Below are 21263 nucleotides of genomic sequence, written 5' to 3' on the forward strand. Positions count from 1 at the left end.
AAAACACCCGGTCCCTTTCCGAACCCGGCCGTTAAGTGCGACCGCGCCAATGGTACTGCGTCTCAAGACGTGGGAGAGTAGGTCACCGCCAAACCTAGAAAGAAACACCAAGTATCTCTCAGACGATCGATCACACAGCCCATGACGGATACCATACATCCGTCACACGGCAATTGGCGCGGGGTGGAGCAGCCCGGTAGCTCGTCAGGCTCATAACCTGAAGGTCACAGGTTCAAATCCTGTCCCCGCAACCAATTTTTCACTCCCAACTCTCGTCAAGATGACCTCGCGCATGCCGGGAGCGTCAGTGACCGCGTGATCCTCCGGGACGCCGGTTCGCGTCAGCATCATCCTGAGTGGCTGCCCGGACCGCTGCCATGGTGCCGTCTCCGTCGAGCACCTCGAGCAGTGCCGCAACGCGCTCGGCAAATCGCCGGTTGTCCAGAACGCCCCCATGCGCCAACCCCGGTACCCGGGCGAGTGCGGCGACGCGCGCCTGCGGTTTCGAGCCAGCGTCCTGCAGGGCCCTGCGCAGATGGTCTGCGAGCGGGTCCTTGATGTCCAGCCGCGCGCCAGTCTCGTCTTGTCCATGCAGGAACCGGATCCAGGCCGCCGTGGCGAGGGCGAATGCCGAGATGTCGCCTCCGGTCTCGAGCCGCTCTCTGGCCGGTGCGAAGATCCTTTGCGGCATTTTCTGACTGCCGTCCGCCGCGATCTGCAGGCAGCGGTGCTGGATGGCCCGGTTTTCGAAACGCGCGATCAAGGCGGCGGCGTAGGCGTCGGCATCGAGGCCGCGGTTCGGGGGCAGGGTTGCCGCCGCGTGCCGCATGAACACCCGCACCACCGCGCCCAATTCGGCGTTCGCCATGACATCCCGCACCGCAGGCAGACCGCGCAGCGCGCCGAGATAGGCGATCAGGGAGTGGGACCCGTTCAGCAGCCGCAGTTTCATCATCTCGAAGGGCGCCACATCTCGCACCAGCTGCGCGCCTGCCGTTTCCCACTGGGGCCGCGGACCGGCGAAATTGTCCTCGATCACCCATTGACGGAAGGGCTCGGTCTCGATCGCGCCAAGATCCGGGCAGCCAAGCGCCGCCTCGGCGATGGCGAATGTCGCCTCGTTTGCCGCCGGGGTGATCCGGTCGACCATGCTGTCGGGGAAGCGGCAATGCCGTTCGATCCAGTCGACGAGGCCAGGGTCAACCTCGGCTGCGAAATCCCGGATGAGGCAGGCGAGGAGCGTGCCGTTTTCGGGAAGGTTGTCGCAGGACATGACCGTGAGGCCGCTAGCCCCCGCGTCGCGGCGCGCGGCGAGGCCGGCAACGAGATGGCCGACCAGGCTTTGGCGCGGTGCGGCGCGATTGGCGAGGTCATGGGCGACGACGGCATCCGCGCGGTTCAGCCGCCGCGCCGCGAGATCGGCACCATAGCCCTTTTCGGTCACGGTGATCGTGACGATGCGGATGGACGGGTCCGCCATTCGCGCCACCAGGCGCGCGGCGTTGCCCGGCAGCGCCCAGGCCCTGCGGATGATGGACATGTCCAGAAGCCTGGGACCCTCCGCATGCCGTTCGATCAGCGTATAGCGACCACCCTGCGCGGTGAGGGCGTCGGCCAGCGCAGGGTTGCGCATCGACACGGCCTCGATCCCCCAGTCGCCGCCCGCCACTGCGACGGCGTCCTGCGTATAGGCCGCCTGATGCGCGCGGTGGAAGGCACCCAGCCCAAGGTGCAGGATGCCCGTCCCGATATCGTCGCGCAGTGGCGAAGGGATCATGTCGTGTCTCCGTGGGATGGAGCGTGCAGGTCCGCGCGTCTCTTGCGCCGCCCGGTTGCGCGTGTGCCCGGTGCGTTGAGGCAGCCGTATTCCCGGACGTCGCACAGCACGATGCGGTCAACGCGGCCGGCCCAGCGCCAGGTCTTTGGCATCTTCTTCCTCCGGTCACAGGTTGTAGACGGCGCGCGCCAGACCGTGCGCCAGCTGCGGGGCGATGGCAAAGGCTTCGTCTTCGTCGAGCCGATGGCTGGTGACCAGCTCGGCCAGAAAGGCGCAATCGACGCGGCGGGCCACGTCGTGTCGCGCCGGGATCGACAGCAGCGCGCGGGTGTCGTCGTTGAAGCCTGCGGTATTGGCGAAACCGGCGGTCTCGGTCGCCAGCTGCCGAAAGCGGCGCATGCCTTCGAAACTGTCGTGAAACCACCACGGCGGACCCAGCCGCAGGCAGGGCCAGACGCCGGCCAACGGCGCCAGTTCCCGCGCGTAGGTATCTTCGTCCAGCGTGAACAGGATCAGGCGCAGGCGCGGGTCCATGCCGACCGCGTTCAAAAGCGGCTTCAGCGCGTCGACGAAGGCGCCTTGCGTCGGGATGTCGAAGCCGCGGTCCCGACCGATCGCGCGGAACACGGCGGTGTTGTGGTTGCGGTGCACGCCCGCGTGCAGCTGCATGACCAGCCCGTCCTCGCAGGACATGCGTGCATGCTCGGTCAGCATCTGGGCGCGGAACAGCTCGGCGTCGTCGGCCGAACAGGTGCCGCCGCGCACCCGGTCGAACAGCGCCGCGGCGTCGGACTGCGCCAGGTCGGCGGTGCGGGCGGTGGGGTGGCCGTGGTCGGTCGCGGTGGCCCCCATCTCGATGAAACAGGCGCGGCGCAGGCGGTGCGCCTCCAGGTAGCCCGCCCAGGTCGCCGTATCGCAGCCGGTGATCGCGCCCAGCCGGTCGAGGTTGGCGGCAAAGCCCTCGAACTCGGGGTCGACGACCGCATCCGGCCTGTAGGTGGGAATGACACGGCCCGTCCAGCCATCGCGCGCGGCGCGGTGCTGGGCCAGATCGTCGAGCGCGCTGTCGGTCGTGGCGATAACCTCGATCCCGAAACGTTCATACAGCGCTCGGGGGCGGAAGGCCTCAGTCTTGAGGGCTGCGTCGATCGCGTCATAGGCCGCGTCCGCCGTCTCCGGCGACAGGCGGGCGTGGATGCCGAAGACCTCGCTCAGGGCATGGTCTAACCAGAGCCGCGACGGCGTGCCCCGGAACAGGTGGTACTGCGCGGCGAAGGTGCGCCAGACCTTGCGCGGATCGGGTTCCGCGCCGGGCCCGATGCCAAGCTCGGCATAGGTGACGCCTTGACTCACCAGCATCCGGAGCACGTAGTGGTCGGGCTGCACCAACAGCGACGCCGGATCCCCGAAGGCCGGGTTCTCACCCCACCAGCGCGGATCGGTATGCCCGTGCGGCGAGACGATCGGCGCAGTCTCGACGGTGGCGAACAGTGACCTGGCGATGGCGCGCGTGGTCGGGTCGACGGGGAACAGTCGGTCGGGATGAAGCAGGGTCATGCCCCTCACATACCGTAGCCAGCCGACAGGCGCGCCAGCAAAAGCGACACCTCGGGCACCAGCGTGGCGATGGCCAGCCCCACAGGACGCGGCGCCAGCCGAGGGTGAGCGGCCATTTCGCATCCCCCTTGCGACGGGTCGGGCAAGCTCCGACACCCTCGGACCTCGCGTGTCGCGGCGCAGTCCGCCGCCGCCGAAAAAAAGGAGAACCGACGGCAACCTTGCCACCATGATCGAGGCAATCGGGATCGACGGGCATTGCGTCCGGCCATCCGTCCACGACGGCATGACATCCGGCCCAGCGATCCGCCGGGGAAGTCATCCCTCGAGCATGAAGTCCTTCAGCATGATCGCCAGCCGGTCCTCGGCCTCGAGGGCGAGGCTGTGGCCGCATTCCTCGAAGACCGCGGCCCTTTCGACACCTGCGGACAGGCGGGTCATCGGTTCCTCGACCAGCAGGCCGAAGAATTCGGGCGCGCCGACGGTCATGATCGGAAGGGTCAGCCTGTCCTTGCGCAGCTTGCGCACGATCTCGGCGTTACGGAAGGCAGCCCGGTAGGTTTCGAGCGTTCCGCGCAGGCCGCCGGGCCCCTTGAGGCAGGACACCCACTCGTTCAACGCCGCTTCGGTGGTCGCGTTGGGGTTCCACGTCTCGGCCTTGATCCAGAATTCCCAGAACTCGCGTTCCTTGCCTGAAATCAGCATCTCGGGCAGGTGCGGGATCCAGAAGAACGGGATATGCGATGAAGTCCTGCGGGATGGTGTAACTCGCAACGGTCCTCGCGCTCACCGGCGGGCCTGATGCTGCGCGCGCTCATCCGGCACAATCCTTCGATGGCCCAGTCCCGTGCGGACAAGGCGTCCGATAACGACCTGGCGCAATTCTGGCCCGAAGGTTACCTCTATGTCGGGTTCTGCCTCAGCGTCCGGGGAGAGGTCTTGCGCGCGGATTATGGCGAGAAGCAGCAACCGGACGAAGAGCTGAACGATGTGAGGACGTGGTGGAGCTTCAGGGAAAACACCGCGCAAGACCCGTCACCGGCCATCGGTTTCCTTGACCGCTTCGCCGGCTGTGCACCGACCTGGAGCAGTCCGTAGATCTTCCGGGCAAAGCTGCCCTCACCCGGCGGAAGCGACCGGCTGGAGACCATGCGCCGCCATCTGAGCTGATCCGTACACGCACCGCGGTGGCCAGTGGGCACCACCCCTGTTGGAATGTGTATCAAGCGGCCGACCCGCCCCGTTTTGCATAGGAGGAGCGCAGGGAATCCGCCGCATCGAGCGAATGCGCGGTCATCAGCTCTTCTGCCGCGGCACCATCGCCGGCGAGGACGGCGGCGAGACTTTCGGCATGCTGCTGCCAGATCTCCCACGGCAGATCCGCATGACGCAGGGTTTCGATCATCGCGCGGCGGAGAACCCGCCAATGCGGTCCGGCGGTCTTTGCCAGAAACGGGTTCCCGGACATCTTGTATAACACTATGTGCAAGGCTTCGTCTTGCCGGACCAACTCGATCACGTCGCCGGACCTCATTGCGGCGTGCCCGAGGCGCATGATCTGCTGGCCCTCCGTCTCCAGCACCTGCCTTGCCTCACGATCTCTGCGCGCGCGATTTGCGGCCTCACGGGCTGCCAGCCCGTCCAGCACGCCTCGAATGGCGTGATGATGCCGCACGCCGTCCATGTCGAGCTGCGTCACGCGAAGGCCATGCGCGGTCGCTTGTTCCACGAGACCATCGACCTGCTGCAAGAGCATCGCCTGATCGACAAGCTGGGCCGTTACATTCAACTGTCCCTGCGAGGTCCGCCAGGATCACGGCGTCGCGCGCTTTCAATCGGCTGGTGCAGATGTCTTCCGCAATGACCTTGTATACGTCCTCTGCGGTGCTGTCCGGTTTGGGCGGCGTCATGTCGCTTCGCATATCCAGCGCCGAAGTCGCGCTCGGTCTTTTCCGGATCGCGGCACGCCCGAGGGTCTGAAACATCTCGCGTGCGCGGCACCTTCACCGCCTCGATCCTGCCGTCATGCCCACGAAACCGGCAGCAGCCCACATCAACGCCGTCGGCGCGACACGGCACGGGCATGCCGGCCGATCGGACCCGAAAAGCGCCCTGGGGGTGTCGGAAGAAGAAACCCCGCGACCCCATCGGGGGCCGCGGAGCTTTGACAGGAAACGCCGATGTCTCAGCGCATCGAAGCGAGCATCTTTGCCTCGAAGCTCTTGAGGATCTTGCGCGCCGACCCGTAGGAGGCACGGCCTTCGGCTTCGCGCAGGTCCGGGAAGATCGAGAACAGTTCTTCCCGCTGCTCCGCGTCGATCCCGTCCATCGCCATGTCGCCCGGCTGGAAGCTCTCGGTCCAGGACCCGTTCGCCAGGACCACCTGGTGCCGCTCGCACATCACGTGGACATAGGTGACCTCATCGACGGCCTGCTTCTCGATCCCCGGAATACCGGTGAGGTGCTTCGCCGCCGCCAGAACCTCGTGTTCGTCGAACATGAGGCTGGCCTGCGCGCTGCGGATCAGCATCCGGTGGTTCGGGCTGACCATCATGTCACGCTCGGGCAGGCCGTAGCCCAGCGAGCCTGCGCGGATCAGGACCGGCCGCAGCTTCGGGTTCATCGCCAACTCGGCTGCGCCGAGGTTCCGCGCCCCGACCCATGCCAGTTCCTGGATGCCGTCATCCCGCGTGATCACCTTGTCGCCGGGCCGAAGCTCTTCGACAGGCCGGTTTCCGTAGGGCGTTGCGATCAGCGTGCCCGGCGTGAAGCAGATGATCTGCTCGATGTTGGTGAAGTCGAGCGTGCCGGTGACGTTTCCGAGATCGTCAAGATACTCGACCGTCCCGTCCGTGCCGTTGCCGTCGCTGTCGGTCACCTGGTTCACGATGCGGAAGCGCGACGGGCCAAGGTCGAGGGTGTCGAAATCATCGCCACCGCTGCCACCGTCGACCGTATCGCCCTGCGCATCGGCCGGCCCGTCGATCACGAAGAGGTCGTTGCCGTCGCCGCCCGACAGGCTGTCGGCCCCTGCGCCACCGATGAGCGTGTCATTGCCGGTGCCGCCGTCGATGACGTCGTCGCCCGCACCGCCCGACAGCGTGTCGTCGCCCGCGTCACCTGCGAGCGCGTCGTTGCCGTCGCCGCCCGTCAGCGCGTCATTGCCGTCGCCACCGGCGAGCGTGTCGTCGCCTGCACCGCCGTCGACCGCGTCGTCGCCCGCGCCACCGGCAAGCACATCGTTGCCCGCGCCGCCGTCGACAGTGTCGTCGCCGGTGCCTGCATCGACATTCAGCGGGCCGGTCGCGGCCGTGCCGTCGATCACGTCATTGCCGGCACCCGTGAGGACCTGCTCGATCTCGCTGAAGGCGATGTCCGGGAAGATATCCCCATCCACGCCGTTCACCCCGCCCGATTCCGGGTCGGCATCGAAGCCCACCTGAAGCGGCCCGGTCGCCGAAGACAGGTCGAGGATGTCGCCTGCGTCGCCGTTCTCGGGTCCGCCCGCGGCGCCATCGGTGCCATCGGTGCCGCCATCGACGGTCACCTGCACGTTGGTCGCGGGATCGCTCGGATCGGTGATGAAGACATCATCGCCCGCGCCGCCCGTGGCCACGTCGCCACCGCCGACCGCGATGACGTCATCGCCGTCGCCACCGTCCAGCGTGTCATTGCCCGCGCCGCCCGTCAGCGTGTCGGCACCATCCCCACCCAGGAGGTTGTCGGTCCCGTCGCCGCCGTCCAGCGCATCATCATCTGCGCCACCGTCCAGCGTGTCATTGCCCGCGCCGCCGGCCAGCACATCGTCGCCGGTGCCGCCGATGACGCTGTCATCGCCAAGGCCCGCTTCGACCGTGTCATTCCCGCCCGCCGCGTCGATCACGTCGTTCAGGCCATCGGCCCCGTCGATCTGATCGCCCTGCGGATCGCTGAAACCGACCCGCAGCAGGTCGTCCACGGCCGTGCCGTCCACGACCCCGTCCGCACTCACCAGGATCTCTTCGATACCGGTATAGTTGATGGTGACGGTATCGCCGTTGGCATCCGTGTAGGTCGCAACGCCCGCTTCGGGATCGACCGCATCCGGCGTCACCACGACATTGTCGAGGCCTCGCAGGTCGAGGACATCGCCGTCACCGCCGTTGGTCGGATCGGTCAGGTCTTCGCCCGTCTCGCCGCCATCCACGCTGATCGTGGCGGGGCCTTGCGTGGCGGTCGGGTCGAAGGTGAAGACATCGTCACCCGCGCCGCCGAGGACGATATCCCCCCCAGCCACCAGGATGTTGTCGTCGCCGTCACCACCATCCAGCGTATCGGCACCCGCACCGCCTGCAAGCGTGTCGGAGCCCGCACCGCCCTCGAGGAGGTCGTCGCCTGCACCGCCGACCAGGTCGTCGTTGCCGTCGCCGCCTGCGAGCGTGTCGTTGCCGTCGCCGCCGTCGAGCGTGTCGTCACCTGCGCCGCCTGCGAGGCTGTCGTTGCCGTCGCCCCCTGCGAGCGTGTCGTTGCCGTCGCCACCGTCGAGCGTGTCGTCACCTGCGCCGCCGTCCAGCGCGTCGTTGCCGAGGCCGCCCGTCAGGTCATCGTTGCCCGCGCCGCCGGTGACGCTGTCGTCGCCTGCGCCTGCGTCCACGTCGAGCGGGCCGGTCGCGGCCGCGCCGTCGATGGTGTCGTTGCCGTCGCCGGTCAGGAGGTTCTCGATCTCGGCGAAGGTGATGTCGGTATCGCCGGTGACCGTGTCGATCCCGTCGACCGTGCCGCTTTCGCCATCCGCGCCGAATGCGACGGTCACGGGATCCGCCTCGGCGGTCAGGTCGAGGATGTCGCCCGCGTCGCCGTTCTCGGGGCCGTCCGGGTTGCCATCGGTGCCGTCCGAGCCGCCATCGATCGTCGCGTTGACATTGGTCGTCGTGTCGGCGCCGTCGAGGAAGAAGAGATCGTCGCCGCTGCCGCCGACCGCATTGTCCGTGCCCCCGACGACGAGGGTGTCGTCGCCTGCGCCGCCGTCGATCTGGTCGCCGCCGAGACCGCCGGTGATCGCATCCGCGCCCGTGCCGCCGAGCAGCGTGTCATCCCCGTCGCCGCCGAGGATGAGGTCGTTGCCATCGCCACCGAGGATGCTGTCGTTCCCGTCGTCACCCGAAAGGATGTCGTCGCCCACGCCGCCATCGAGCGTGTCATTGCCGAAATTCCCCGCGAGGTCGTCACTGCCCTCACCGCCGAACACGACGTCATCGCCGAAGCCGCCGTCGACGAAGTCGTCGCCCGTGCCCGCGTCGATCGTGTCATTGCCACCGCCGGCATTGACCGCGTCATCGCCCGCGCCGCTCTCGATCACGTCTGCACCGTTGGTGACCTGATCCGTCTGGGGATCGGTGAAGCCGACATTGATCGAGTCGTTCGAAGGCGTGCCGTCGACCACGCCATCGGGGTCGCTCAGGACGTTTTCGATCTCGCTGAAGGTGATCGTGACCGGATCGCCATTGGCGTTGGTATAGGTCGCGGTCCCGCTTTCGCCCGTGCCGGTGGCCGGGTCAAACGTCGGGTCGGACGTGTCGTAGACCACGGTGACCGGCCCGAGACCGCGCAGGTCCAGCGTGTCGCCGTTGGTTTCGCCGGATTCGCCGCCGACCACGCTGATCGGGTCCGCGCCGGTCAGCGTCGGGTCGAAGGTGAAGATGTCGTCGCCGCCATCGCCCTGCGCCGCGTCGCCTGCGCCCAGCTCGAGCAGGTCGTTGCCCTCGCCGCCGGAGAGGGTGTCGTTGCCTTCGCCACCGGACAGCGTGTCGTCGCCTTCGTTGCCCAGAACCGTGTCGAGGCCGGCACCGCCAGAGACCACGTCGTTTCCGGTGTCGCCCGAGAGCGAGTCGTTCCCGTCACCGCCGGAGACGGTGTCGTTGTCGGCACCGCCGCCGAGCGTGTCGTCGCCTTCGTCGCCGGACAGGATGTCGTTGCCGGAATGACCGGTGATCGTGTCGTTCCCGGTTCCGCCGGCCAGGTTGTCGTCGCCGAGGCCCCCGTCGATGAAGTCGTCGTTGTCGCCACCCATGATGGTGTCGTCGCCGGCCTCACCGCGCAGGACATCGTTGCCTGCGCCGCCCATGACGCTGTCGTTGCCGTCACCGCCATCGACATTGTCGTTGCCCAGGCCGCCGAAGACCTGGTCGTCGCCCAGTCCACCGGAGATGGTGTCGTCGCCGGTGCCGGCATCGACGGTGTCGTTGCCGCCGGCCGCGCTGATGTTGTCGTCGCCGCCGTTGCCGAGGATGAGATCCGCGCCGTCGGTGATCGGATCGCCCTGCGCATCTGTCGACCCCAGGCCGACCGTGTCGCCGTTTTCGGTGCCGTCGAAGGCACCGTCGGTGTTGGTGAGGACGGTTTCGATTTCGCTGAAATTGATCGTGACCGGGTCGCCGTTGGCGTTGGTATAGGTCACCGTCCCGCTTTCCGATGTGCCCGTGACCGGGTCGAAGGTCGGATCGCTGGTGTCATAGACGATGGTCGCCGAGGGCAGGGCACGCAGGTCGAGCGTGTCGCCGTTGGTTTCGCCGGTTTCGCCGCCCACGATCGTGATCGGATCGCTGCCGCCGAGGAGCGGGTCGACGGTGAAGGTGTCGTCGCCATCCTCGCCTTGCGCGGTGTCGCCTGCGCCCAGCACGATGCTGTCGTTGCCCGTTCCGGCAAAGACCTGGTCCGCGCCTTCGCCACCGTCGATGAAGTCGTTGCCGGTGCCACCGTTCAGGATGTCGTTGCCGGTCCCGCCGCGCAGCTGGTCGTCGCCGTCGCCGCCGAACAGCTGGTCATTGCCCGCCTCGCCGCGCAGGTCGTCGTTGCCCGCGTCGCCGTTGACGGTGTCGTCGCCGTTGCCGCCCTCGAGGAAATCGTCGCCGTCACCGCCGGAGAGGAAGTCGTTGCCATCCTCGCCGCGCAGGTCGTCGTTGCCGATCTCACCGAAGAGCTGGTCGTCGCCCACGCCACCGGCGAGCAGGTCCGCGCCGTCACCGCCCAGCAGCGTGTCGTTGCCGCTGCCGCCGAAGACCTGGTCGTCGCCCGCGTCGCCCGACAGGCTGTCGTTGCCGTCGTCGCCGTTGAGGTTGTCGTTGCCCGTGCCACCCGACACGATATCGTTGCCGAGGCCACCCGAGACGAAATCGTTGCCGTCGTCCCCGTTCAGAGTGTCGTCGCCTGCGTCGCCGAAGAGCTGGTCGTCGTTCAGACCGCCGTTCAGAAGGTCGTTGTCATCGCCGCCGCGCAGGGTGTCGTTGCCGTCGCCGCCGAAGAGCTGGTCCGCGCCCGCGTCGCCGCGCAGGTCGTCGTTGCCGGCGTCGCCGCTGATCGTGTCGTTGCCTGCGCCGCCCTCGGCGAAGTCGTCACCGATATCCGCCGAGATGAAGTCGTTGCCGTCCTCGCCGCGCAGGTCGTCGTTGCCCGCTTCGCCGAAGAGCTGGTCATCGCCCACGCCACCGGCCAGCAGGTCCGCGCCGTCACCGCCAAGCAGCGTGTCATTTCCGCTGCCGCCGAAGACCTGGTCGTCGCCCACGTCGCCCGACAGGCTGTCGTTGCCGTCGTCGCCATTGAGGTTGTCGTTGCCCGTGCCACCCGAGACGACATCGTCGCCGGTGCCGCCCGAGACGAAATCATCACCGCCGCCCGTGCTGATCGTGTCATTGCCGCCGTTGCCGAACACGACGTCCGACCCTTCGGTGATGACATCGCCCTGCTCGTCCGAGAAACCGACCGGCATGGATTGCGCGGTTTCGGCCCCGTCCACCACGCCGTCAGGGTCGCGCAGGATGGTTTCGATCCCCGAGAAATTCAGAACCCCGCCGTCGGCGAAGGTCACCGTGCCGCGGAAGGCGCCCGCATCGTCCGGGTCTGCTTCCTGCACGATGGTCACGATGCCCGCGCCGCGCAGGTCGAGCACGTCGTTGTCGAGCGTGCCTTCGGCCCCGCCCGAAACGGTATCGCCCGCGCCGTCCGTGGCAGGTGCGTCATCGCTGACGAAGGGGTCCGTCAGGGCGAAGGTATCGTTGCCTTCGCCACCGGACAGGAAATCCGCCCCGGCACCGCCGAAGATCAGGTCGTTGCCGGTTTCGCCGAGGATGTTGTCGCTGCCGGAGCCGCCGGACAGCGTATCGTCGCCCTCGCGGCCGCGCAGCGTGTCGTTGCCTGTGCCGCCAAGCACGAGGTCGTTGCCGCCGTTGCCGTAGATGAGGTCGTCGCCCGCGCCACCGTCAAGCGTGTCGTCGCCCGCATTGGCCGACAGGGCGGCCTCGAGCCCCGCGTCCGACGTCGGGAGCAGCTGGACGTTGTCGAGCGCGACGCCGATGTTGTCTTCCGTGCCGAGGCCGACGAATTGCAGCCGGTCGGTGCCATCGCCCGAGCCTGCGACGAGGTCGAGGTTGAAGCTCTGGAAACCGACGCCGTTCTGCGGGTTGAACACGCCGAGCGACTGGCCGGCGAAGATGACTTCGATGGCGTTCGACCCCGTCCCGGTGTCGGGCAGGTTGGCGGAGTCCGACAGGTCGAAGGACAGGCGGTAGACTTCACCGGCGACCAGGTTCTGGACGTCCTGGAAGATGGTGATGTTGCCCGGCGAAGCGCCCATGTCGAGGGCGAAATCGCCGTCCGAGGCCGCGACGGGCGTTTCGGGGTTGAAATTGAAGATCTCGATCGCCTGGTCGGGGGTGACCGTGATCCAGCCCGGAACCGCGCCATCGCCGGCAAAGCCGGTCGGGGTTTGCCGCAGGCCGTCGAAGTTCTCGAACGAGCCGTTGTAGATCAGGTTCGGCGGGTTCTCGAACCCGAAGACCCGCGTGGCCGAGTCGCCCTTGTCGCCGAACAGCGTGTCGTTGCCGTCGCCACCGACGACGTTGTCATCGCCGACGCCGCCGACCAGCAGGTCGTCACCGGCCCCGCCGTCAAGCCCGTCGCCCGAGGTTGTCGCAAGCGCCGCGTCGATTGCGGGTGCCGAGAAGGGCTGCAGGATGATGTTGTCGAGGCCGACGCCGATGTCATCCTCGGGGCCGAGGCCCCGGAACTCGAGCCGGTCACTGCCGTCGCCCGATCCGCCGACAAGGTTGGCCGAGAAGGTCTGCCAGGTGGCATTGTTGACCGGGTTGAAGATGCCGACGGACTGGCCGCCGAAGAACACCTCGATGGCGTTGCCATCCGCAAGGTTGGCACTGTCGAACAGGTCGAAGTTCAGGCGATAGATCTCGCCGGCCAGGAGGTTCGGAATATCCTGGAAAATGCCGATGTTGCCGGGGGATTCGCCCATGTCGAGGGCGTTGGACCCATCGCTGGCGACCTCCGAGGGGGCAACCTCTCCGTTGACGTTGTAGACTTCGAGCGTGTCTGTCGGGTCGATGGAGGTCCAGCCCGGAATGCTGCCTGCACCCGTGAAGCCGAAGGATTGCGTCGTAAGGCCGGTGGTGTCCTCGAAGGAGCCGTTGACGATCAGGTTCGGCAGGCCTTCGCCGACCGAACCGTCGGCATTGTCACCGAAAAGCGTGTCGTTGCCGTCTTCGCCCGCGACGAAATCCTGGCCGGTGCCGCCTTCGGCAAGGTCGTTGCCGGTCGAGGCGAAGATCTGGTCATCGCCGCCGTTGCCCATGATCGTGTCGTTGCCGGCGGTGACGACATCGCTGTCGCTGTCGGTGAAGGTGCCCACCGCGATCAGGTCGCCGTCGTTCGTGCCGTCCACGATCAGGTCGGGATAGACCCCGTATCCGACATCGACCTCTTCGAGGCTCTGGTTGATGTCCGAGATGACCAGGACATCCGTCAGGCCGTTCGCGCTCGCATCGCTGTCGGCGCGGAAGTCCCCGCCCACGTCCTGTTGGGCGAGCGTCCGGTCGCCGATCTGTGTCGGCACCTGGATGCGGTATTCCCCGACAGCCACGTTGGTGAAGATGTAATTGCCGTTGGCATCGGTGAAGGTGGTCTGCAGAACGGTGCCGAACCGGTCAAGCAACGTGACCTGAACGCCGGGAATGCCGAGGTCGAAGCCGCCACTGCCGTTGTTCTCGGTAAAGTCGAGATTGCCGTCCTCGAAGATGCGTCCAAGAATTTGGGCCATGGTCAGAACTCCGTCGTTTCAATCGTCTTGGACAACACTGCGGATGCCCCTTCAGGGCACCCATGCACGGTTTCGAGCAGCGGCTTGGTGAAGCCCGATACTCTGGCAGGGTATGCTCGGAATGTCGTGGAAGTGCGGTCTTGCACCGCGGGCCGGCCATGCGCTGCGGCAGTCCGGAACAGGTGCGGTGACCGTGTCCGGCCGGCCTGCCGACCGGTCAATTGCGAGGATAGGGGCGCGCCCGTCATCAAACCACTCAACCCACAGGCGACCACTTCGGGCCGCTCCGTTACCATTCTTCGTTACGCACGGATGCCCCACGCGGTTTCCCGCTGGTTCACCACCTGATGAAGGGATCGAAGACACAGGGTCGGCAGACTCGCAGACTCAAGGTCGTCAATGGCGGACTACAACCGGGTGCCACGCGAGGGAATGTGCACGTCACGCAGCATCCGGGATGACCTGCACCGATGGCTGTCAAGCCACGGCTGCGCACCCCGGACCGTAGCCCGATGTGCCGTCACCCCAGTCGAAAGTAGTATCCGCCCCCCAGCAGGCCCTCGGGTTTTATCCCGACAACCGGTGCGCGCAAAGAAGAAATTTCGAAAGTGATCTCTTTCGAGTGACATCTGATCCTTTCGATCCGGTCGATGAGTGGTCCTGGACCCGGCATCGAGACACCGGCTGTCCAGCCAGTGGAAACAGTTCGCGTGAAAACAAGCATCTACCCCCGGACTGTTGCCGAATTCCTCAACAATGGCTGTCGATCATGACGTAGGGGAAGACATTGACCCGGCACCGTCAGAGGCCGGTTGGCATTGTTCGCTGCTGCGCTTCAATGCCTCGATCTTGCGAAAACTTTACACGGTTTGGCGGGCAGGGCGGCCCACCTCGGGCGATTCTGCGCGAATCGTGTCGTCGGATCATGCCGGGGCGCGCCGGGCGCGGCAGGGTGCCAGTCGTCGCACCCCCGTGCGGGCGTTTGGCCGGAATTCGAGCAACGTTGATTCAAGTGCCATATTTTCGCCTAGGTCGCATGTCACCCGTTTCCAAGACGGTTTGTTTCCAGTTCGCTTGGTAAAAGGTTCGAGATGTCGATCGCCGGTGTAGACACACCTCCGCAGGTTCCGCAGGCCGGGCTCGCCCGGTGCGGCGGCCGGTGCCGCGGCGCGGTTGAGCTGACCGTGCCGGGCCACGTGCCGGGCGGGGGGCGCTGACATGGCGACGATCAACGGCCGCATCGTCACCGACGTCAATCTCGACAAGACCGAATCCAACGGCAGCGGAAGCTTCGATCCCGGCATTGCCGGTCAGACCATACAACTTGTGGATTCCAACGGCACGGTCATTGCGACCACGACGACGGACAGTGTCGGTATCTACAGCTTCACCGGTCTGGCCGCGGGAAGTTACCGCGTGGTCTTTCCCACCAGTGCCGATGACCTGCGGCTTGCGCAGTCCGGGCTGGGCGATAGCGGCATCGACAGCGACCCCGATCCGAACACCGGCATCACGCCGCTTCTGACGGTCACGGCCGCGCAGGACCTGTTCGAGATCGACGCCGTCTATGGAAACTACGTGGTCGATGGCACATCGGGCGACGACATCGTCGTCGGTGGTTTCGTTGACGCCCAGGGCGATGCCCGCGACGGGGCCGACGGCAACGCCGATTTCATCGACGTGGGCGCGGGCAACGATTTCGTCGGTGCCGGTTTCGGCAATGACACGGTGCTGGGCGGCGACGGCGGCGACATCCTGTATGGTGACGAAGGCGACGACCAGATCTCGGGCGGTGCCGGGAATGACACGATCGGCGGGGGTGCCGGGGCGGATACCATCCTCGGCGGTGCCGGCGATGACATCATCCTGTTCGACAACCCTTTCATCACGAGCGAGAACCCGGCGACCGACGGCAGCGGCGACGTGGTGTCCGGCGGCGCCGAAGGCACGCTCGACAACGACACGCTCGACTTGCGCGGCACCGGGCCGGTTCTCATCACGCAAGAGGTCGACCCCGACGATGCGGGCGCGACCCGCGGCATCGTCACCTTCCAGGACGGTTCCACCCTGAGTTTCGAGGGGATCGAGACGATCCTCACCGACAGCGTCGATGGGGCCGACACCGGCGAAACCATGTCGGTCGGTTATGCCGACAGCGACGGCGATGCCATCACGCAGGGCAACGACACGATCTTCGGCAACGCGGGTGACGATCTCATCCTCGCCGGTGGGGGCAACGACGTCATCTATGGTGGCGAGGGCAACGACACGATCGAGGGCGACGCGCCGGAGGCGTCGCCGGTCACGGTTCAGAACGGCACCTTCGACACCAATGCCGTCGGCTGGACCGTCACCGGGTCGGGCACTTTCGTCTATGATGGCGAACTGGCGTTCAATGCCTCGAACACGGGCATCGGCGGCACGGCATCCCAGGTGGTCACGGTCGAGACCGGCCAGGGCTACACCCTGTCCTATGACGCGCTTGAATTCGGCAGCGCCGTGGCAAGTCACACGCTGGTGGCCCAGGTCATCGATGCCAATGGCGTGGTGATCGCCACCCAGACCACCGTGATTGCGAACGGCAGCAGCCAGGCCCTGACGCTGTCCTTCACGGCGACGACCGATACGGCCACGATCCGGTTCAGCAACCCGGACTCGACCGGCACGGTCAGCACCGACGTCAAGATCGACAATATCCTCGTGACGCCCGTGGCGGGCGGCAACGACGACCGGATCTTCGGCGAGATGGGCGACGATGTCCTGATCGGGGGTGCCGGTGCCGACACCATCGACGGCGGTGCGGGCGATGACGTCATCATCCTGACCGACGGGTTCGGCAGCGATGTCATCACCGGCGGCGACACGGACGAAACGGTCGGCGACAGGCTGGACGCCTCGGCGCTGACGGGCGACGTCACGGCCTTTTTCGATGCCGGCACGATCTCGGACGGCAGCTCGACGGCGAATTTCTCGGGGATCGAAATCCTCGAGACCGGCGCCGGAAACGACGTCATCGCCGCAAGTTCCGCCACCGGAAACGTGACGATCATCAGCGGCGCCGGCGATGACGAGATCGACGGAGGCATCGGCAACGACAGCATCGACACCGGTGACGGCGCCGATTTCGTCTTCGGCGGCGCGGGCAACGATACGGTCACCGGCGGTGCCGGCGACGACTTCCTGTCGGGCGATGGCGGCAACGACATCCTGTCGGGCGATGCCGGGAATGACGAGATACTTGGCGGCGACGGCGACGACAGCCTGTCGGGTGGCGATGGCGACGATCAGCTCAGTGGCTGGGGCGGCGACGATGTCCTGGACGGAGGCCTTGGCCGCGACACGCTCGAGGGCGGCGCAGGTGCCGACACGCTCACCGGGGGCGCCGGGGCGGATGTGTTCGTCGTGGACGGAACCGCCGATGTCATCACCGACTTCGACGCCGTCACGGGCGTGACCGGCGGCGGCAACGAAGACAACGACTTCGTGGACCTGTCCGGGTTCTACAATGCCGCGACCCTTTCGGATTTCAACACCGCCAACCCCACCCAGACCTTCAACAACGCGCTGGCCTGGCTGAAGGCGGACAATGCCGACGGCATCCTCGACGCGGCGGGCGGTGTGCAACTGCTTGGCGTGGACTCGGACCAGCTGACCTTCGAGAATGTCGGCGTGGTCTGCTTTGCCGCCGGCACACGCATCGCCACCGCGAAAGGCGACGTGCCGGTCGAGGATTTGCAGCCGGGCGACCTGGTCCGGACGCTGGATCGCGGCTTGCAGCCGCTGCGCTGGATCGGCTCGCGCCACGTGGACGCCGCCGAGATGGAGCGCAATCCCAAGCTGCGCCCGATCCGCATTCCGCGGCAGGCGACCGGCCTGGACGATCAGACCGCCGACCTCATCCTGTCGCCGCAACACCGCGTGATGGTCGCCTCGCGCATTGCGAAACGCATGTCCGGCCAAGACGAGGTGCTGGTCCCCGCCGTGAAGCTGGTGGGATCGCTGGGGATCGCGCGGGCCGAGGACATCTCTGAAGTGACCTATTATCACCTGCTGTTCGACCGGCACGAGGTTGTCTTTTCGAACGGCGTTCCCAGCGAAAGCCTGCTTCTGGGTCCGCAGGCCCGCAAATCCCTGAACGGGGAGGCCTGGGAGGAAATCGTGACGCTGTTCCCGCACCTTGCCCTGTCCGACACCGCGCTGGAGCCCTGCCGCCAGATCATCGACGGGAAACAGGCGAAAACCCTCGCTGCGCGGCACGCGAAGAACGACATGCCGCTGCTGCAGGTCTACGGCGCCGAGCGGCATGCCCCGCAGCTGACGGCGGCGTGATCGGCGCGGCGATGCCGCCCTGATCACCAAGACCGTGCAGAGACCGTGCGGCGTCGCACCCCTAACGCGGCCAAGGCCGCGTATTCTGGCCGTTGACTTGGCTATTGGAACGATCCAGAATGCCGGAGAACAGCGTTGGCCGCGGGTCGCCGACGCGCTTCAGACGGGAGGGGGAAACCATGCGTTGGGGTCTTGTCGGCGCAAGCCATATCGCGGCGACGCGCATGATCGCGGCTTTTCGGGCGACCGGAGGCGAGGTCGTCTCGGTCCTCAGTTCCGATGCCGGGCGCGCCGCGGCCTATGCCGCCGAACACGGCATCGCGCGCGGTGTAAGCGACTTGGACAGCCTGCTCGCCGACGCCGAGGTCGATGCCGTCTACATCTCGACCACCAACGAAAAGCACCATGCGCAGGCCATGGCCGCGATCGCTGCGGGCAAGCATGTCCTGTGCGAAAAGCCGCTGGCCATGACCGTCGCTGACGCCGTCGAGATGGTGCGCGCCGCCGAGCGGGCGGGCCTCGTCTTTGCCACCAACCACCACCTTCGCAACGCGGGCAGCCACATCGCCATCCGGCAGGCCGTCGCCGAGGGTCGCATCGGCGAGGTTCTGTCGGCGCGTGTCTTTCACGCGGTCTACCTGCCACCGGTTCTTCAGGGCTGGCGGCTCGACAATCCCGCCGCGGGCGGGGGGATCATTCCCGATATCGTCGTGCATGATGCGGATACGGTCCGCTTCCACCTTGGCGAGGATCCGGCCGAGGTCGTTGCGATGGCGGGCCAGTCGGGCCTCGGCAAGGGGGTGGAGGACAGCTGCATGTCGGTCTGGACGATGCCCTCGGGCGTGATGGTGCAGACGCACGAAAGTTTCACCCACGCCCATGCCGCCACCGGGTTCGAGCTGCACGGCACCGAGGGGTCCATCGTGGCCCGCAACGTCATGACCCAGAACCCGGTGGGCGAGGTCATCCTGCGTCGGTCTGGTGAGGAAACGGCGCTGCCTTTCTCCGACCACGACCTTTACGCGCGGGCTGTCACCCTGTTTGGCGAGGCTGTCGCGGGCCGGGGCCGCCCCTCGGCCGATGGGGTGGATGGCGTGAAGTCGCTGGCCGTCGCGGAGGCGGTGGCCGAGGCAGCTCGAACGGGGCGCCGCGTCGCGGTCGATTACGGCGGGATCTGAGTGATGGGCAAGCATGTCACCGCCGTCGAGGCCGTCGCCCGCATTCCCGACGGTGCCGTCGTGACCGTTTCGTCTTCGTCGGCGCTGGGCTGTCCCGACACGGTGCTGGCCGCCCTCGGGGCGCGTTTCGAGGCCGAGGGGCACCCGCGCGGCCTGACCACGCTGCACCCGATCGCGGCGGGCGACATGTATGGTGTGAAGGGCGTGGACCATATCGCGCGCGACGGTCTGCTCGACCGGATCATCGCGGGCAGCTACCCGTCCGGGCCATCGTCGCTGCCGATGCCCGAGATCTGGAAGATGGTCGTCGAGGACCGCGTCGCGGCCTATAACGTGCCCTCGGGCATCCTGTTCGACATGCACCGCGACGTGGCCGCGCGCAGGCCCGGCGTGCTGACCAGGGTCGGGCTTCAGACCTTCGTCGACCCGATCCGCGAGGGCTGCGCGATGAATGCGCGCGCCGCCGCAGCACCCATCGTCAGCCGTGCGGAGTTCGGCGGCGAGACATGGCTGCATTTCCCGAACATCGTGCCGGATGTCGCCATCATCCGGGCGACCACGGCGGATGAGCGGGGCAACCTGACCTATGAGCACGAAGGCGCGTATCTCGGCGCGCTGGACCAGGCGATTGCCGTGCGCAACCATGGCGGGCTTGTGATCGCGCAGGTCAAGCGGATGACCGCGGCGGGGTCGCTTCGCCCTCATGACGTGCATGTGCCGGGGCATCTCGTCGATCTGATCGTGGTGGCCCCCGACCAGAAGCAGACCACCGAAACCCCCTATGATCCTGCCATCTCGGGCGAGATCATGCGGCCCTGGGCCTCGTTCTCGCTGGCCGAGCATGGCGTCGAAAAGGTCATCGCCCGCCGCGCGGCGATGGAGCTGAAGCGCGGGCAGACCGCGAACCTCGGCTTCGGCATCTCGGCGATGGTGCCGCGCATTCTTCTGGAAGAAGGTCATGCGCAGGCGGTGACATGGGCCATCGAACAGGGCGCGGTGGGTGGCATGCCCTTGACCGGCTTCGCCTTCGGCTGCGCGTCGAATGCCGATGCCTTCGTGCCCTCGCCCAACCAGTTCACCTATTTCCAGGGCGGCGGTTTCGACGTCAGTTTCCTGTCCTTCCTCGAGGTGGACGTGGAGGGGAACGTGAACGTCTCGAAGCTGGGCAAGAAACCGTATCTCACCGCCGGATGCGGCGGCTTCGTCGACATCACGGCCCATGCGAAGAAGATCGTCTTCTCGGGCTATTTCGAGGCCGCGGCCGAGTTGGAGCTGACCGACACCGGCCTGCGCGTCGCCAAGCCCGGCAAGTTCACCAAGATGGTCGAGGCTGTCGAACACGTCACCTTCTCCGGCGCGCGCGCCGTGGCGCAGGGGCAAGACGTGATCTACGTGACGGAACGCTGCGTGATCCGCCTGACGGCGGAGGGTTTGGTGGCCACCGAGATCATGCCGGGGATCGACCCCGCCCGCGACATCGAGGCGGCGAGCGGCGGGCGCGTTCGCGTTGCCCCCGATGCGGTGAACCTGCCCCTGTCGCTTTTGCGCGACGCGCCGATGGGGCTGACCCTGTGAGCGCGGTTCACCTGCAGATCGACGGGCCAATCGCCCATGTCGTGCTGGACAATCCGGCCAAGCTCAACGCCTTCACGCCCGAGATGCTGGTGCAGCTCGAGGCGCATTGCGCCACGCTGGAGCGTGCGGCGGCTGTGCGCTGCGTGATCCTGCGGTCCGAGGGGGAGAGGGCGTTTTGCGCGGGTGCCGACATCAAGGCATGGGCGCCGCTGTCGCCCTTCGAGTTCGCCCGTCACTGGGTGCGCGAGGGGCATCGCATCTTCGACCGGCTGGCGCGGCTTTCGAAGCCCACCATCGGGGTGCTGCAGGCGCATGCCTTCGGCGGTGGGCTGGAACTCGCCGCCTGCTGCGACATCCGCGTGATGGCCCCGGCGGCCGCGCTCGGCCTGCCCGAGGCGCAGGTGGGCATCGTGCCGGGCTGGTCGGGCACGCAACGCCTGTTGCGGTTGCTGCCTGAACCGGTGGTGAAAGAGATGGCGCTGTTCGGGCGGCGCATTGACGCGCCGCGCGCCCTTGGCCTCGGGTTCGTGGCCGAGGTTGCCAACGATCCCCTTGCCGCGGCCGAAACCATCGCCGCGGGGGTGCTCAAGGCCGCACCGCGCGCCACGGAAGTGGCGAAATACCAGCTCCACGCCGGTGTCGGCGAAGACCCCGCCGCGATGATCGAGGCGCTGGGCGGCGGCATGATCGGCGCGAGCGCCGACAAGGCCGAGGGCGTCGCGGCCTTCGCCGAGAAACGCAAACCCGAATTCCCCGGAAGCTGAGC

The 21263-nt window shown here is 67.0% G+C and carries 10 protein-coding genes, 1 tRNA gene and 1 rRNA gene; 7 read left to right on the forward strand and 5 right to left on the reverse strand.

Features of this window, described 5'->3' with window-relative positions:
- A 5S ribosomal RNA gene (gene rrf / locus QQK83_RS08205) occupies positions 1 to 94 on the forward strand; the annotation flags it as partial.
- A gap of 83 nt (positions 95 to 177) precedes the next feature.
- Positions 178 to 254: transfer RNA gene (locus QQK83_RS08210), tRNA-Met, on the forward strand.
- A gap of 50 nt (positions 255 to 304) precedes the next feature.
- On the opposite strand, the gene QQK83_RS08215 is transcribed toward QQK83_RS08210, so the two are convergent.
- From QQK83_RS08215 to QQK83_RS08225, 3 genes are all read right to left on the reverse strand, one after another.
- Entirely contained in the window at positions 305 to 1777 is a 1473-nt protein-coding gene (locus QQK83_RS08215; RefSeq protein WP_284263363.1) for a mannitol dehydrogenase family protein, read from the reverse strand.
- A gap of 165 nt (positions 1778 to 1942) precedes the next feature.
- Positions 1943 to 3334: a glucuronate isomerase gene (gene uxaC, locus QQK83_RS08220; RefSeq protein ID WP_284263282.1), complete on the reverse strand. Its 1392-nt coding sequence runs from the start codon at positions 3332 to 3334 to the stop codon at positions 1943 to 1945.
- A gap of 318 nt (positions 3335 to 3652) precedes the next feature.
- Positions 3653 to 4039 (reverse strand): hypothetical protein, encoded by a 387-nt coding sequence (locus tag QQK83_RS08225; RefSeq protein ID WP_284263283.1) that lies wholly within the window; start codon positions 4037 to 4039, stop codon positions 3653 to 3655.
- A gap of 96 nt (positions 4040 to 4135) precedes the next feature.
- On the opposite strand from QQK83_RS08225, the gene QQK83_RS08230 reads away from it, so the two are divergent.
- Complete coding sequence (locus QQK83_RS08230) at positions 4136 to 4432, forward strand: hypothetical protein (RefSeq protein WP_284263285.1); 297 nt, start codon at positions 4136 to 4138, stop codon at positions 4430 to 4432.
- A gap of 124 nt (positions 4433 to 4556) precedes the next feature.
- On the opposite strand, the gene QQK83_RS08235 is transcribed toward QQK83_RS08230, so the two are convergent.
- Together QQK83_RS08235 and QQK83_RS08240 are read right to left on the reverse strand one after the other, a co-directional pair.
- Positions 4557 to 5090: a GntR family transcriptional regulator gene (locus tag QQK83_RS08235; RefSeq protein WP_284263287.1), complete on the reverse strand. Its 534-nt coding sequence runs from the start codon at positions 5088 to 5090 to the stop codon at positions 4557 to 4559.
- 429 nt (positions 5091 to 5519) lie between these two features.
- Positions 5520 to 13415, reverse strand: coding sequence for a Hint domain-containing protein (locus QQK83_RS08240; RefSeq protein WP_284263289.1), 7896 nt, complete (start codon positions 13413 to 13415; stop codon positions 5520 to 5522).
- A gap of 1218 nt (positions 13416 to 14633) precedes the next feature.
- Between QQK83_RS08240 and QQK83_RS08245 the strand changes: the two genes are divergently transcribed.
- From QQK83_RS08245 to QQK83_RS08260, 4 genes are all read left to right on the forward strand, one after another.
- On the forward strand, positions 14634 to 17744 hold the full coding sequence (locus QQK83_RS08245; protein WP_284263291.1) for a Hint domain-containing protein: 3111 nt from the start codon (positions 14634 to 14636) through the stop codon (positions 17742 to 17744).
- Between the two features lie 179 nt (positions 17745 to 17923).
- Positions 17924 to 18922: a Gfo/Idh/MocA family protein gene (locus QQK83_RS08250; protein WP_284263292.1), complete on the forward strand. Its 999-nt coding sequence runs from the start codon at positions 17924 to 17926 to the stop codon at positions 18920 to 18922.
- Between the two features lie 3 nt (positions 18923 to 18925).
- Entirely contained in the window at positions 18926 to 20497 is a 1572-nt protein-coding gene (locus QQK83_RS08255) for an acyl CoA:acetate/3-ketoacid CoA transferase (RefSeq protein ID WP_284263294.1), read from the forward strand.
- On the forward strand, positions 20494 to 21261 hold the full coding sequence (locus tag QQK83_RS08260; RefSeq protein ID WP_284263296.1) for an enoyl-CoA hydratase/isomerase family protein: 768 nt from the start codon (positions 20494 to 20496) through the stop codon (positions 21259 to 21261). The genes QQK83_RS08255 and QQK83_RS08260 overlap by 4 nt, the downstream gene beginning before the upstream one ends.
- Positions 21262 to 21263: the final 2 nt, after the last annotated feature.

This window comes from Roseicyclus amphidinii, from assembly GCF_030163755.1.
Taxonomy (GTDB): domain Bacteria; phylum Pseudomonadota; class Alphaproteobacteria; order Rhodobacterales; family Rhodobacteraceae; genus Roseicyclus; species Roseicyclus amphidinii.